At 61.5% G+C, this 15,148-nt stretch carries 9 protein-coding genes; 8 read left to right on the top strand and 1 reads right to left on the bottom strand.

The genetic code is table 11. The features are described 5' to 3' along the window. The first annotated feature begins 492 nt into the window (after positions 1-492). The 3 genes from KF841_03370 (at position 493) to KF841_03360 (ending at position 3,843) form a co-directional block, all read left to right on the top strand. Positions 493-1,878 (top strand): alginate export family protein, encoded by a 1,386-nt coding sequence (locus KF841_03370; GenBank protein ID MBX3394388.1) that lies wholly within the window; start codon positions 493-495, stop codon positions 1,876-1,878. Continuing rightward, positions 1,866-2,573, top strand: coding sequence for a hypothetical protein (locus tag KF841_03365; protein ID MBX3394387.1), 708 nt, complete (start codon positions 1,866-1,868; stop codon positions 2,571-2,573). The genes KF841_03370 and KF841_03365 overlap by 13 nt, the downstream gene beginning before the upstream one ends. Positions 2,574-2,721: 148 nt before the next feature. After that, complete coding sequence (locus KF841_03360; GenBank protein ID MBX3394386.1) at positions 2,722-3,843, top strand: hypothetical protein; 1,122 nt, start codon at positions 2,722-2,724, stop codon at positions 3,841-3,843. A gap of 7 nt (positions 3,844-3,850) precedes the next feature. Here KF841_03360 and KF841_03355 read toward each other — a convergent pair whose 3' ends face one another. Continuing rightward, positions 3,851-4,756 (bottom strand): NAD(P)-dependent oxidoreductase, encoded by a 906-nt coding sequence (locus KF841_03355; GenBank protein MBX3394385.1) that lies wholly within the window; start codon positions 4,754-4,756, stop codon positions 3,851-3,853. A gap of 279 nt (positions 4,757-5,035) precedes the next feature. Between KF841_03355 and typA the strand changes: the two genes are divergently transcribed. The 5 genes from typA to KF841_03330 all read left to right on the top strand — a co-directional run bounded on the left by typA (position 5,036) and on the right by KF841_03330 (position 14,907). Beyond that, positions 5,036-6,853 carry a translational GTPase TypA gene (gene typA, locus KF841_03350; protein MBX3394384.1) on the top strand — a complete coding sequence of 606 codons (1,818 nt, stop codon included), beginning with the start codon at positions 5,036-5,038 and terminating at the stop codon, positions 6,851-6,853. 123 nt (positions 6,854-6,976) lie between these two features. Beyond that, positions 6,977-7,783, top strand: coding sequence for a GNAT family N-acetyltransferase (locus KF841_03345; protein ID MBX3394383.1), 807 nt, complete (start codon positions 6,977-6,979; stop codon positions 7,781-7,783). A 151-nt stretch (positions 7,784-7,934) separates the two neighbouring features. Continuing rightward, on the top strand, positions 7,935-13,979 hold the full coding sequence (locus tag KF841_03340) for a hypothetical protein (protein MBX3394382.1): 6,045 nt from the start codon (positions 7,935-7,937) through the stop codon (positions 13,977-13,979). Between the two features lie 59 nt (positions 13,980-14,038). Beyond that, on the top strand, positions 14,039-14,674 hold the full coding sequence (locus KF841_03335; protein MBX3394381.1) for a sigma-70 family RNA polymerase sigma factor: 636 nt from the start codon (positions 14,039-14,041) through the stop codon (positions 14,672-14,674). Then, positions 14,671-14,907, top strand: a complete 237-nt coding sequence (locus tag KF841_03330; GenBank protein ID MBX3394380.1) for a zf-HC2 domain-containing protein — start codon at positions 14,671-14,673, stop codon at positions 14,905-14,907. The genes KF841_03335 and KF841_03330 overlap by 4 nt, the downstream gene beginning before the upstream one ends. The last annotated feature ends 241 nt before the right edge of the window (positions 14,908-15,148 follow it).

The following is a 15,148-nucleotide window of genomic DNA, read 5'->3' as shown; positions in this document are numbered from 1 at the left end:
CAGGCGATTCTTGCGCGGTCAGATGATTATTCGAATAAACGCAGCTGATGATTCGCGCGGGTGAGGGGTGCGAAGGCCCGGGCGGGAAGGTTCCTCGCCATCCATTCCTCTACGTTGCCGCAGTGAAATCGTCAGATGCGGCCCCCTTGCAAATTGTTCCATTCCGGGCAACCATGCCGAATCTGGGTCCGGTGGTCGCATGCACTGAAGCGTGTGGCCCGGTCAGTCGGCCTTTGTGCAACATGAGCATGTTCGCCGCTTGCAAGTCGTTGCGATATCGGCTTTTGACTGCCGCCGATTCCACTGCTGTCGCAGGTGGGTGATGGCTCGTCGTGTGCGCGCGCCGGCGAGGCCTTTTTGGCGCCGACTTGTTCGGAGGAATGCAGGCTTTTGCTGGCTTCGAGTGGTCATGTCGCAGCCTTTTGGCGCCTTCGTCAACGCACGTGGCCGGGTGTCGTTGGGTTGATTTTTGCAATTCTCGCAGCGCCCTCGGTGACATGGGCTCAGCTGGGGCTGAACCAGCCGGCTCCACGCTCAGATCTTGGCAGCGCGTTTCTGGAGCGGCAGCGCGCACTGGAGCGAGAGAATCAGCGTCGATTGCAGGAATCGCTGCCGGCAGCGCAAAAGTTCCGCGTGGACTACGGCGGCTGGTTCAACACTTACTTCTACATGTTCGATGACGGAATCGAGAGCAGCCGCACGCTTCGGCAGTATGAGGGCCGGCTGTGGCTGTCTTTCAGCGCCGACGAGGGCATTCATGAAGGTTACGCTCGCATGCGGGCCACCTACAACGACTGGAATCACGGCGACAATTTTTTTCCGAATCACGACGATCTGGACGGCCCGAACCTGGAGCGTGGCTGGTATGTGTTCGATGTCGCCAAGGCGCTTCGGCGGGATGAGCGTTTCGATCTTCCGGTTGAGCTGAAGTTCAAGATTGGTCGCGACCTTGTCTATGCGGGCACCGGTTTTGCGATCGATCTTCCGCTGGATCATGTGATGATCCAGGGTGAAGTTCTGCATTTCGAAACGACCTACATTGCGGGGCGCACCCCGGCGAGTACTGAGAATATTGATCGCAGCCGACCGGTGGCCGACCACAGCAACCGGGTTTTCCACATCATCGAGACGCGATACAAGGGCTGGAGTCAGCACGAGCCATTTGTCTATGTGGCCTGGCAGGACGACCACACGTCCGAGGATCCACCGGACCTGCTTCAGCAATACCGGTACGACTCCCGGTACATCGGGTGGGGTTCGACGGGCGAGTTGATCGAGAACCTCCGCTACAGTTCGGAATGGGTCCTGGAGCGCGGCAAGAGCTATAACGACCAGCGCTTCATGAAGCGATCGGAGATCAAGGCATGGGGTTTTGATCAGCGTCTGGACTACTACTTCCGACACAGAATGAAGCCGGTGATCTCCGCTCAATGGATGTTCGCCAGCGGCGACGCCGACCGGCTCGGCAGTCCGACGAACGCCAAGGGCGGGAACCGCGGCGATCACGTTGACAACAGCTTCGTGGGTTTCGGGTTTCGTGACACGGGATTGGCACTGGCTCCGCGTCTGTCGAACATTCATGTGTGGCGCGCGGGCGGTTCGTTTCGGCCGTTCCCGGAATCGCGGTTCACGCGCGATCTGGAACTGGGCAATGACTTCTACGTCTTTTACAAGCACCATGCCGATGCGGCGATCAGCGATACACTGGCCGACGTTCAGAGCGGCTATCTCGGCTGGGAGATGGACTACTACGCGAACTGGCGCCTCACCAACGACCTCGCGTGGACGGTTCGATTCGGTTCGTTCTTTCCCGGTCGATCGTTTTCGGATCAGACCACGCGGACCTTTTTGCTGACAGGTATCACATGGTCGTTCTAACACATCAGACCGGACATTGGGCAAAATTGCCCGGCATTCCGTACCCCAATCGGGTAAATCGGGGTGTACCGAAAGTCCGTTTCGGGCTGGTCCTGCTTTTTCTGATTGGTTGGGTCGCGTCGCTCTGGGGCTGTGCCGGTCCGCGTCCCAGCCAGCCGGAGATCGATGGGGCGTCGCTTCCTGATGCAATTTTTCCGGCGTATCTCGCGGAAGTGGAACTTGTTACGGTCGATGAAGCGTATCGCGCCATGCTGATTCTGGCTGACGGCGAGGATACATCCGAAAATTTTGAACAGCGTCGACAGAAGCTGGAATCCCGGGGAATCGCCAAAGCGGAATGGGGCTTGCAACCAGAAAACGTGATCGACGCCGGTTCGGCGGCCTATATGGTCTGCCGGATCTGCAACATCGATGGCGGCGTAAACATGCGATTGTTCGGCCGCGCGGGACTGGGTGACCGGCGATACGCCCTGCGGGAGCTGGTTTACCGCGAGATGCTGGACGATGCGGTGGACTATCAGTACATGACCGGCGGGGCGTTCTTTGCATTGTTTCGCAATGCGGACGTCCTAATGGAGGAGAAGGGTCTGTATGAGAAATCGGGCGTGGACCTGAGCGACGAGACAGACCGTGACTCCCGGGGCAACCTGATCGTGCCGCCCGTGCATCGTCCGACGACACAACCGGGTTCGTGATTCTGATCTTCGGTCGCAAGCTGGAGACGGCCGGATCGGGTCAATCCAACCGCAACGCTCACACGACGATTCACGCTGGTCGGGGCATATAATCAATGATGCCTCGCCCACCTGACGCCGGCCGCTTTGGTGTCGAGGAGGATGTCAGATGAAATTGAGAATGAACATGTCCAGAGTGCTTGTCGGGGGACTGGCCATTATCCTTGGCGCGCCGCTCGGGCTATCAGCGCAGGACTTGAATTCACCGTCCAATGCGGCGGCATCAGGCGCGACATCCACTACCGCAACCGCACCGGCCGCCACGAGTTCCCAGCCGCAGCCGGGCGAGGAATCGCTGGTTTATGAAGTCGTCGAGATCGCTGGCAAGCCGCTCGTCGGTCCGATCGGGACGAACATCCTGAAGGACTACGCCCAGTGGCGTCCGATTCAAGTCGGGGAGGCGCTCGGCCGTGGACAGCAGATTCATGCGCCGGCGCGAGCGAAGGTGAAGATGGTCGCGCGGCCAGCGGATCCACCGACGGTGATTCTGGTTGAACCCGGGTCGATGGTGGCGATTGAGGACCTTGCGATTCGCAATGGGGCAGCGGTCTCCCGTCTTGGCCTAGGATATGGTGCCGTACGCGCGGGAGTTGCGGAAGGGCAGGTTCGCAGTGACATGGAGATTGCATCTCCGCAGGCTGTGTTGAGCAAGCGCGGCACGGATATTTTCCGTCTCGAATATGTGAACGGCCGATTCCGTATGTCGCTATCGGATCAGGGTCGCGGCATGTTGCAGGCGGTTCAGCTTCGCTACAGCAACCGAGGCGACGTGATCGGCATGAAGTCACGACTCGTCACGCCGGGCCAGCAGGTTACACAGCGCATGGCGCAGGCGATTGACAGCATGACGTTCGATCGCGATATCAATATCAACGATGTGTTCGGACTTGTCGGGAACGATCGGTTGTTCACGATGCTGAACGATCGTGGTTTTGGATTCCTCCTGCCGTTCAACGGCACGGCCGCAGAGATATTCGGCGGGCCGACGGTGACGGGTCAGGACGGGCGCAAGAACCTTTTCGGCACGAATCCGTTCAGTCTGCCGTCGCAGGGGGTCCGATCGATTCGTGACGGTGATTTTGGCATTGGCCAGGCGGGGCTGCCTGATCTGTTCGGCTCGCTTCGCGCGCGGCAGCGGATGGAAGCGAAGAAGGCGGTCGGCGACACGATTCGGACCATGCTGAAACAGAGTTCGCGCGATCGCTCATCGTGGGGTCGGCAGCGGCGCTGACGGTTTGCTAGCCGTTGAGCAACTCGCCAATGGTGCTCCGCAGCAGGCTTTCTCCGCCGAAGGTCATGCCGAGGGAACGAATCCTGCCTGTATCGATCTGATTCTTCGGTCCGGCATTGGCGCCGCCGATTTCGGATCTGCTTCCGGACAACTCGCGGGCGATTTCGGCAACGTGTCTTTCCGAGACGTACATGTCGCAGCAGTTGAACGCCTGTCCCTGTACGGCCTGAGGATCGGCTGAGAGGAGCAGTTCCGTCGCGCGTGCCACGTCCGCGGCATGCACCTCTTTTCCGCCTGCATCGCTGTTGAAGGGCCGGCCACTCTTGACTGTTTGTATGATGTCATACCAGCGGCTTCTCTTGGGCGGATGCGCCATTCCGTAGATTCCGGAAGGGCGCAGCGCGCAAATGGGCCATTGGTCGCCGAATCCGAAGCTGTGGACGAACTGCTCGAGGGCTGCCTTGTGCGCGCCGTAATGGTTTCGGGCCCTGGTGGGATGATTTTCGTCGAGCTTCCGGTCGGACAGGATGACTTCGTGTACGGCGCAGGTGGAAATGAAAATGAACCGTGGAACGTTGTATTCGCGAGCCGCCTGAAAAAGTGACAAGGTGCCGAGCAGATTCACGCGGACAAATTCGTCGAATGCCTGCTGCCCTGCGGCCCGGAAGCCGAGTCCGGCAGGTCGAAACAGAGCGCAGTGTATCACCGCGTCCGTTTTGCAGCAGAAATCACCGAATGCCCTGGGAGCTTCGAGCGAGCCGATGACCCAGTCGATGGACTTTTCGGCCTCGCCGAAGCCGGTGAGGTCCGAATCGGGCCGATGCCAGCAGCGGAGGCGGTGGCCGGCCTTGGCGAGGCGTCTGGTGATATAGCGTCCGAGGAAGCCGGTTGCGCCGGTCAGAGCGATGTTCATGATTTGGTTTCTCCGTACTGGGTCGGGGATTTCCCGGTCGGATGATAGCATGAAACGCGGCGACCCGCGGATCGAGGAATGCAGGCGGACGGCGTTGGTCAGGGAAAGGACCTGCTGATTAAGCGACCGACGGGGGCAGGACGAAATCGGTCGATTGTGCTATATTACGGGGCTCTGCCGAGCGCGCCGCGGACGGACCGCGGCGGTCCATGAGACCCTGCGTGCGCGGATTGCGAACGCAGTCAGCGTTTGGCAGAAGTAGAGGAACCAGCAGCGTTCATGAATATTCGCAATGTCGCCATCATCGCCCACGTCGATCACGGAAAGACTTCACTCGTCGATTGCATGCTTCGCCAATCGGGGATGTTCCGGGAGAACATCACGTCGCAGCATCTCATCATGGACTCCAACCCGCAGGAGCGCGAGCGAGGCATCACCATTTTCGCCAAGAACTGCTCGATTGTCTGGAAAGACGTCAAGATCAATCTGATCGACACGCCCGGCCACGCCGACTTCGGGGGCGAGGTTGAGCGCGTCCTGAAGATGGCGGACAGTTGTCTGCTGCTTGTCGATGCCTTCGAGGGGCCGATGCCTCAGACCCGCTATGTGCTTCAGAAGGCGTTCGGCTATCACCTGCGGCCGATCGTGGTCATCAACAAGGTCGATCGACCTGATGCGCGGGCGCATGAAGTTCTCGATGAAGTATTCGAGCTGTTCATGGAACTGGGCGCCGACGACAAGACGCTGGATTTTCCGGTGATTTATTCCAGTGCGAAGGAAGGATTCGCTCGCCGTGAACTGGCGGACGCGAACACCGGCGTGGCGCCGCTGTTGGATCTGATCCTGGAATCGGTCCCGCCGCCGAGCGGCAGCGACGCATCGCCGCTGCAGATGCTGGTGACGTCTCTTGACTACAGCGATTATGTCGGTCGCATCGGCGTTGGACGGATCTTCGAGGGCACGATCTGCGAGTCTCAGCGTGTGACGGTGATCTCTCGGGACGGACATCGGCGGGATGAATCGATCGACGGGCTGTTCACATTTGACGGTCTGCGTCAGAAGAAGGTTAAGGAAGCCACGGCGGGGGACATCGTCGCGATCACGGGTATCGCGGAGATCGGAATCGGGGATACCGTGGCCTGTCCGGAGAACCCGATGCCGATGCCGATCATCGCGGTGGACGAGCCGACGTTGACGATGGAATTCAGCATTAATACATCGCCGTTTGTGGGCCGCGAGGGGAAGTTCCTGACGACGCGCCATATTCGCGATCGACTGATGAAGGAACTGCGATCGAACGTGGCACTGCGAGTTGAGGATATGCCATCGAAGGACACGTTTCGTGTATCGGGGCGCGGTTTATTGCATCTGGGCGTTCTGATCGAGACGATGCGACGGGAAGGCTACGAACTCATGGTGGGTAAGCCGAAGGTGATCTTCCGGGAGATCGGCGGAAAGAAATGCGAGCCCATCGAGTATCTTGTGGTTGATTGTCCGTCGTCGAGTTCCGGGTCCGTGATCGAGCTGGTGGGCAGTCGGCGCGGCGAAATGGTGAAGATGGACTCCCGGGATAACATGACGCACATGGAATTCAAGATTCCCGCTCGAGGATTGATCGGCCTACGGACCCGCATGTTGAATGCGACGCGCGGTGAGGCCGTGATGCATCATACTTTCTACGAATACGAACATTTTCGCGGATCGATTCCGGGCCGGAACAACGGTGCGATGGTTTCAATTGAGACGGGGCGCGTGACGGCTTATGCGGTGTTGAACCTTGTGGATCGGGGGATGATGTTCGTGAAACCCGGCGACGAGGTGTACAAGGGCCAGGTCGTCGGCGAGCACTGCAAGGACGATGACATCGAGGTCAATGTCGCGCGGGAGAAGAAGCTGACGAACATGCGGGCCGCCGGCGCCGACAAGACGGTCGTTCTGAAGCCGCATCGCGAATTGTCGCTGGAGGCGATGCTTGAGTACATCGAGGATGACGAGTGGGTGGAGGTGACGCCCGAGAATTGCCGGATGCGGAAGCGATTTCTTGATCCGAATGAGCGCAAGCGAGCGGAACGAACGGCGATGAAGGCAGAAGCCTGATTTTCCTCAAGCTCGTGGAACGCGGGATTTGATGGGAAAGACAATCCGAGCGTCCGCGGTGTGCAGGGACCGGCCATCCGCTTCGTGTGATCGCCGATTCATGCGAGGAAGGCATGTAGCTCCATGAACGTCAGTGATGTCATGACGGCCGCTCGGCGATCGGATCGGGCGTGGTATGAGCAGGTGTGCGAATCGGAATCGCTTGATTTTGGCGTCGCGTACATGACGCCGCGTTTTCCGAGATTCTCCGACGGCAATCAACTTCGTGACGCATGGATTGCGGACGCTCGGCCTGACGAGGTGTATGACCGGTGCGAGTCGTTCTTCGGTGCCCGCGGGCTGACGTGCGGTGTCTGGACGCCGGCATCGGGCCAGGACATCGGCCCAGTGTCGGAACTGCTGACGGCTCGCGGCTGGCGGCGGCGCGACGTGCTTGCGATGGGACTTCCGGGCCGTGATGCGCATTCCGCGCCGGCATCGATCACTGATTCGACGATTCGCGTCTTGCCCGCTCGTGCGATGCGCCGCGCCTATCGTTCGCTGCTTGAGGCGTCTGCAATGGAGCTGGAGGCGGCCGGGCGATCGGAAGCGGTCGAGGCGGCAGTCGAGACCGGCATTGAGCGCCTGGATGATTCGAATTATGACGCCACCATCGCTCAGGTGGACGGGATTGCGGCGGGGCGAATTGCCTACCTGGAAGTGGGAGATATCGCTCGACTCGTGGATCTTGATGTTGCTGCGGCGTTTCGGGGGGGCGAGGTGGGCGATGTGCTGGTCGCGCACTTCCTGCAGACGGCTCGGCGACTTTCGCCGCGGTGCATTGTGGCGTGCGTGGAGGCGGGCGATCTGGCCGGGCGCGAGTTGCTCGAGCGGCATGGGTTTGTTCCGGCAGGGGAGCTGCCTCGCTTTGTCAGAAGCGGCGTTGTTTAAGCGATTTATGTCAGTGTGAATTCGCCCGTCGGCGACCGGTGTGATTCGAGCCGCGGCCGGACAGCGCCGGCGTGTGGGCGCGAGGCAGATCCGCTGTGCTTTTGTCGTCGTAACCTTTCCTGCCGACTCCGTTTATGCCGATTTCAAGGGCATGAACACAAATCGGATTCCCAGTGGGGCGCAGACTGCTCTGATCGGATTGGCTGTCTGCCTGGCAGGCAATGCCGCGCGGATCGAAGGCGCGACGATCGGCGTCCTTCGCCTGTCGGACGCCCGGCAATATCCCAACCTGAGCCTGCTTGATCCTGCAATGAGCGCGGCGCGGAATGCGCTGGTCGCGGACGGTCATCTCGTGACGCAGGTCAATGCCATTGATGCGGCATCCCTTGGCGGCATTCGCATTCTCTGGCTGCCACTGCTGGAGACGGACGCTGTTTACACTGCGGCGGAGCGCGATGCACTCCGCGCGTTTTTTGACGGAGGCGGGCGCATTCTGTGGGTTGGCGACGCCGGCATCTATAACAGCGGCGACGATTCGTTTCTGTCGGCATTCGGCATCAGCAAGCTCGACGGCACTTATTCCACAACCGGACCGGTGTTTACGGGCGGCGGGCATGCACTTGCAAATGGTCCGTTCGGGTCCGTTGGTCTCGTTGCAGCGACGAATGCGACCTTCGGACTGATGAATCTTCAGGGGGCGAATGTTCCGGCGACTGCGCTGTACACCGAGGCTGCGGGACCCGGCGCTTTTGCCGCAGTGCTGGATGCGTCGAGCGGTGGCGGCCGCGCGGGTCTGGTTTGCGATTCGTCGATATTTGCGGATCTGTTCGATGATGGAGCGGGACATCGCACGTTTCTGCGGAACCTCGTCGCGTGGCTCGGGTCGGACTCGAATTACACCCCGAAGGGAATGAGCGTATCGGTCGGACCTTTGACGGACGGCTGCGCGGCGTGTGTCGGGATTTCCGTTGAATATTCCGAAGTGACGACGACCGGGCTGACGAGCGTCACATCGATCGGGACGGGCGCGCGATGCGGATTTGATCTGGCGCCGTTTGGAGGACTTGCCCTCAGATATGCCGGCTTCGGTTTTCAGCTTGCGTCGACTGCGGTGATTCCCGCGGGAAGTGCCGCGACGTTGACAGTCAGCTACTCGGATGCCGCACTGCATGAGGGCGGATTTCGAGATGATTCGGGGCTTGAGCTTTTCTGGTTCAATACGGCGACCGGTACGGCGTCTGCGATCACGACGCATCGCGATCCGATTGCCAAGACGGTGTCAGGGAGCACGGCAAGCCTGCCGAGCGGGGGCGGCGCGTTCCTGCTGGGGCGAATCATTCCGGCGACGGACTGCAACGGAAACGGCACTCCCGATGTCTGCGAGATCGAGTCGGCAAGCCTCGCGCCCGGCGGGCCTTATTACTGCGTTTCCGGTTGCGACGCGGATTGCAATGAGAATGGCATGCCCGACGCCTGCGATGTGCGGACGCGACATGTTGTAACGTCGTCGGCTCAGGGGCCGATCGGCGCCGGCGCGCCTGGAAGCTTTCTTTTGGCCAGACTGCCCGCGGCGGTCGGGTCCGTGACCCTTGAAGTGACTGCCCGGGGGGACTTCAGCGCCGAATCAGAATATCTCGATGTTCGACTGAATGGAACGTGGATCGGCCGGGTGTTTGAGAACGGCGGACTGGACTGTCCTGCGGCGCCGGTCACGGCGAGCATAAGTGTCACAAGTGCGGCATTCAATGCGTCACTTGGCGCGGCGGGCGGATCAGCCACGATTCTCCTGACGGCATCGTCGGCCGTGGACGCCAATTTGTGCGATCCGCCGTCGTCGGCACAGATTCGTCTTGATTATGAGGCTGAAAGCGGCGTGACGGACTGCAACAGCAACGGCATTCCGGATGAGTGCGAATCGGCAGCGGACTGTGACGGCAATGGCGTTCGGGACCTGTGCGACATTGCGGCCGGCGTCGCGACAGACTGCAACGGCAACGGCGTGCCGGACAGCTGCGACATCGCGTCCGAGACCAGCGCGGACTGCAATGCGAATGAGATTCCCGATGACTGCGAGGGGCCAATTGCGTTAACGATGCAGCGTGTGCCGGAGGGCGGCGGGGCGGTGCATCCAAGCGCCGGAGGGCAGTACACCGTTTGTGAACCGGTATCCATCACGGCCTCGGCTGCATCGGGTTTCTGCTTCGCCGGCTGGACGGTGGACACGGGCGCGCAGCCGATCGATCCGGCGGCGACGGCGACGGCCGTTATCGCTGATTTTCCGAAGACCGTGACCGCCTCGTTCACGCGGATCATCTCGGGCGAGCCGGAGGACGTCGCGGCCTGCCTCGGTGACGAAGTGCGGTTCACCGTGCTGCCGGATGAATCGCTCGATTTGGGGAGCGCCACATTTCAATGGAGACGGAACGGAGTCGCTTTGGATGGCGCCGCATTCGTTGGCGCGGCGACTCACGAACTGCTTATTCCGTCAGTCGAGTCGGGCCATGTGGGTTTCTTTGACTGCGTCGTGACACTTCCCTGCGGATCCGCGGTGAGCCGGGCGGCTGTGCTCTCGATTCGCGGCGATACGTCGATCGTGACGGATCCGAGCCCGCAAAGGGCCGCATGCATCGGCGAAACCGTGACGCTTTTCGTGGAAGCGGCGGGCGTCGATAACGGGTATCAGTGGCAGTATGCGTCTGATCAGGAGTTCGCCGATCTGACGGACTCGGCCGATACGGGAGTTGGCGGCGCGCAGACTGCCATACTGACGCTGGCCGGCGTTCAGCCGATCCGGTCGGGCCGATATCGGTGCGTGGTGTCGGGCGCCTGCGGGGCCGGCGCGACGAGTGGTGAAACTCATCTGACAGTGCGTGTTCCCGCGGCGATCGTGAATCAGACGACGGACGAGACACTTTGTGAGGGCCAGACCTTTACAGGCGGCGTCACTGCAACAGGCAGTGATCTGCTTTATGAATGGTGGTTCAACGGGAACGGCACATGGCGCGCGCTGCTTCCGACCGAGGCGGGGGTATCGGGTGTCAGTACGCCGACATTAACGATCGCCAATGTGTCGGCCTCTCACGCCGGCGCGTATCGATGTCTCGTCACGGGAGGCTGCGGAATGACGGCGCAGTCCTCATCGATTCAACTGGCGGTCCGGCCGGCGACGCGCGTGTTTGACGGTCCGAGCCAGGTTACGGCGTGCCCCGGTCAGGGGGTGTCCTTGACGGCCACGGCCACCGGCGTCGGGTTGATGTTTCAATGGCAGTTTGACGGCGGCTCCGGATTCGCGGACATCGACCCCCAAAGCGGGTTGCCGGGTGTCAATGGTGAGACGCTGACCATACCCCAAGCGGCGTCCGTTCACGCAGGCGCCTATCGCTGCGTGGTGACCGGCGAGTGCGGCGCGGCTCTGGCGACCAGCCCGACCTTGCTGCATGTTCCGGGGTGGACGACGAATGACAATTTCGATCTGCCGTCAGACGCATCGGCCTGCCCCGGCGGCATGGCGGTGTTTGAAGCGGTCGCAAGCGGGTCGAATCTCAGCTATCAATGGCAGGCCCATACGGGCGCGGCGTTCCAGAGTCTTCAGAATGGTCCGAATGTGAGCGGCGCGCAATCATCGATCCTGGTTCTCACCGGCGTATCGGCACAGCAGGCCGGGCGGTATCACTGCGTCATCATCGGCCAATGTGGCCAGCCCCTGACGACGCGCGAGGCGCACCTTACTCTCACGAGCAACGCATGCGACTGCAATGCCAACGGCGTGGACGACGGAATTGATATTGCGAATGGCGTGAGCGCGGACTGCAACTCAAACGGCGTTCCGGATGAGTGCGAAATTCCAGCGGGTTCCGGCGCGCCGGGCGGACCCTTCCATTGTACCGTCGGCTGCACTTCCGACTGCAACGGGAACGGATTGCCGGATTCGTGTGACATCGCGGCGGGAATGAGCGCCGATTGCAATGCGAATGGCATTCCGGATGAATGCGAGACCGATGGTGGCGGCATGCCGGACTGTAACCAGAATGGCATCCCCGATGTGTGTGACATCGCCAATGGAACCAGCGAAGACTGCAATCGCAATGGCATTCCTGATGAGTGCGATCCGCCCTATATGGTGAGCGCCGGACCGGCGATGCAGGTTTGCGCCGGGCAGGCGACCGTTCAACTCGGCGGGGCGATTGTCGCCAGCGGCTCGACACCGCCTTACACCTACCAATGGCAGATTGTGTCGGGCCCCGGCGGCGCGTCGCTGATTTCGCCGACCGCGATGCGGCCGACGTTTCAGGCTTCGCAAACGGGAGTCTATGAAGTTCGGGTGACTGTGCGCGACTCGACCCAGCCGCCCTGCGTCAAGAGCGATACCACGATCGTGACGGTGTACGGCATGTCGGTCGATGCGGGACCGGATCGGTCGATCGGTTTCGGCGGATCGACAGCGCCTTTGACGCCGAGCGTGGGTGGGGCGGTTGGCACGGTGACATATCAATGGCAGGTAGAGCCCGGCGCGCCAAGCCTTTCGCCGGCGCAGTTCACGGGCGGCGGCGCGACGGCGTCATCGCCGACATTTACGCCGGCGCTGCCGGGACGGTATGTGCTGCGCGTGACTGCGATGGACTCGAACACGACGGCGGCCTGTTCGGTTTCGGATACGGTCACCGTTGATTCGGTGCTGATGACCCTCGGTGTGCCCGCTGACTTCTCGATGTGTGTGGCCGGCGTGTCCGCGCCGCTGGCGGTGTCCATCACGTCGCCGGGCGTGCCGCCTTATTCATACGCATGGCAGGTCGAATCCGGCAGTCCGAACGTGTCGCAGAGCCAGTTCGGCGGGGATGGTCCCTTGTCGTCTCGTCCGACATTCACTCCCGCGTCGGCGGGCGAGTATTCGCTTCGCGTGACAGTACGCGACTCCAGCACGCCGGTGTCCGAGGTCAGCCGGGTCATCCGGGTGTCGGCCGGTGCGATGAATCTGGCACTGCCGGCGGAGGTGACGACTTGCATTGGTTCCGGGGGCGTCAGGCTGCCGCGTCCGACGCTTGTCGGCGGGAATGCGCCCGTTTACTACAACTGGACGGTCGAATCGGATTCCCCCGGAACGATGACCGCCCGGTTCGCTGATGAGAACGCCTTCGATCCGTCGTGGCTGTTCATCCCCGAAGAGGCGGGGTCATACACGCTTCGACTGACCGCGACGGATTCGGCATCGCCCGCGTGTTCGACATCCGGCGTTCTGGCCGTGCGGGCTACGAAATTGAGCGTCGACGCCGGCGGTGATTTTGTCACCCCGGCATTTTCTCCATCGAAGCCACTGGGTCCGGCGTCCGCGACATCGGGTGGGGCGGCGATCCGCTACGAATGGCGCGTGCTGGCCGGTCCGTCGCTCGATGCCAGCCAGTTTAGTGACCCGACCCTGGCACACCCGGTATTCACGCCGGGAGACGTCGGCAGTTACGCGCTGCAGGTGACGGGAACGGATCCGGTTGGCGGATGCGCATCAAGTGACGTGGTCGCGATTGAGGCGATTGCGGCATCGCGTGCGATGCAGGTCAACATGGATGGACGCGTTTTCATGTCTCTGCGAATCGCGGAAGCCCACGAGGCCGCGGAGGTGCGTGTGGCGGGAGCGGCGCCTGGAGAGGGATTTGCCGGCAGTCTGAGGGATGCCGGCGGATCGGCCGATCGCTCGGGACTTCTGAGCGATGCATCGATCGATCGGCGGCTGACAATCGATTCCACGTCCAGGCGCGGGGACTTTGTGATGGTTGTGGGGATGCTCTTTGATCTGAAGGAACTCGCATCCGCGGATGCAATCGTTCGGGTTCATCAGTGGGACGGCGGCGCCGGGAAATGGCGACCGGCGGTGGATGGCGCGCCGGAGGCGGGTCCTTATCCACCCCGTCCGATGGCGGGGGATGTCGGTCGAGGCGGAGTCCAGTCCGTGTTGTCGCTCGGTGCGGACGTTCGCATGGCGTGGGTGGTGGTTGACCGTGCGGGAGAGTTTGCAATCGGCGTTTCGGAGGCGACGGCGGAACCCTTCCCGCCGGGCGGGCCGGCCGGTTCCCCAGCCCCTGGGCTGAATCCGGGTGGCGGGCTGAGTTTCGCGCCAGTGTGCGGCGGTGGGACGATGGCAGCATCCGGTATGCTGCTTCCGCTGATGTTGCTGAGTCGGGTTCGCTTTCGGCGACGCTGCTAAGTGCGGCTTAAAGGATGGATCTCGCAATGCGAGCCCGCGCTGACTATGCTATGCAAGTCATGCCTGATTCGCTTTTCAATGACAGTGCATCGATCTCGGCAGCGGAGCAAGCGGCTGAGCAAGAACTGCTCGAACGGCTTCGCGCCAACGACGCCGGCGCCTTCGAATCCATGATTCGACTGCATGGCGGACGCATGCTGGCTGTGGCGCGACGGCTGTTGAACAACGAGGATGATGCACGAGATGCGGTGCAGGAGGCCCTCGTTTCGGCTTTTCGGTCGATCGGTGGATTTGCCGGGGCCTCGCGTCTGTCCACCTGGCTGCATCGCATCGCTGTGAACTCGTCATTGATGAAACTGCGCACCCGGCGGCGACAGGGTGAGGTGTCGATTGAATCTCTCCTGCCGGCTTATCAGGACGATGGACACCGATCGGCGCCGGTTGCGGAATGGACTCAGACGGCGGAGGATGTCGCTCGTAGCCGTGAGACTCGGGCGATCGTGCGTGACTGCATATCCAAATTGCCGGAAAACTACCGTATCGTTTTGATGCTCCGGGACATCGAAGAATTGTCAACGCGCGAGGCCGCGGAAATGCTGGGAATTGAAGAGAGCGCTCTCAAGGTGCGACTGCATCGGGCGCGTCTGGCGTTGCGTACGCTTCTGGATGAGCGCTTTCGAGGAAACGAGGCATGATGTCGTGTCGAGAAATGACTGAGTTCCTCTCGGACTATCTGTCCGGCGAACTCGATGCGCCGACTCGCCGTCGCTTCGAGGAGCACATTTCGCAATGCCCGCCTTGCGTCGTGTACCTGAAGACCTACGAGGAGTCGGTTCGCATGGGCCGCGCGGCGATGACCGAGCCGTGCGATGAGATTCCACCTGAGATGGTGCGGGCGATTCTGTCCGCGATGAAACCGAAGGACTGAACGGACACAGAGCGCATTGCGGGCATCGCCGGCGTGATGTTGGTGATGCAGACGGGTTCTCTGAGCATGCGCTGACCGTGTCGAATTGAAGCGGCTGTCTGACTACTCTCGCGGAATGAGTGATTAGCGCGGATGGGTGGGTCGTGGTCGGACCGACCCTGCGCCATCGAGCTGTTTCGGGATGACTGATCAGGACTTGCTCCGCCTCCTGCCGTGATCGGGTTCGGAATCGCATCAGCGG

The organism is Phycisphaerae bacterium, from assembly GCA_019636475.1.
Taxonomy (GTDB): Bacteria; Planctomycetota; Phycisphaerae; order UBA1845; family UTPLA1; genus JADJRI01.
The sequence above is the reverse complement of the archived record's forward strand: the minus strand, read 5'-3'. Positions and strand labels throughout refer to the sequence as shown.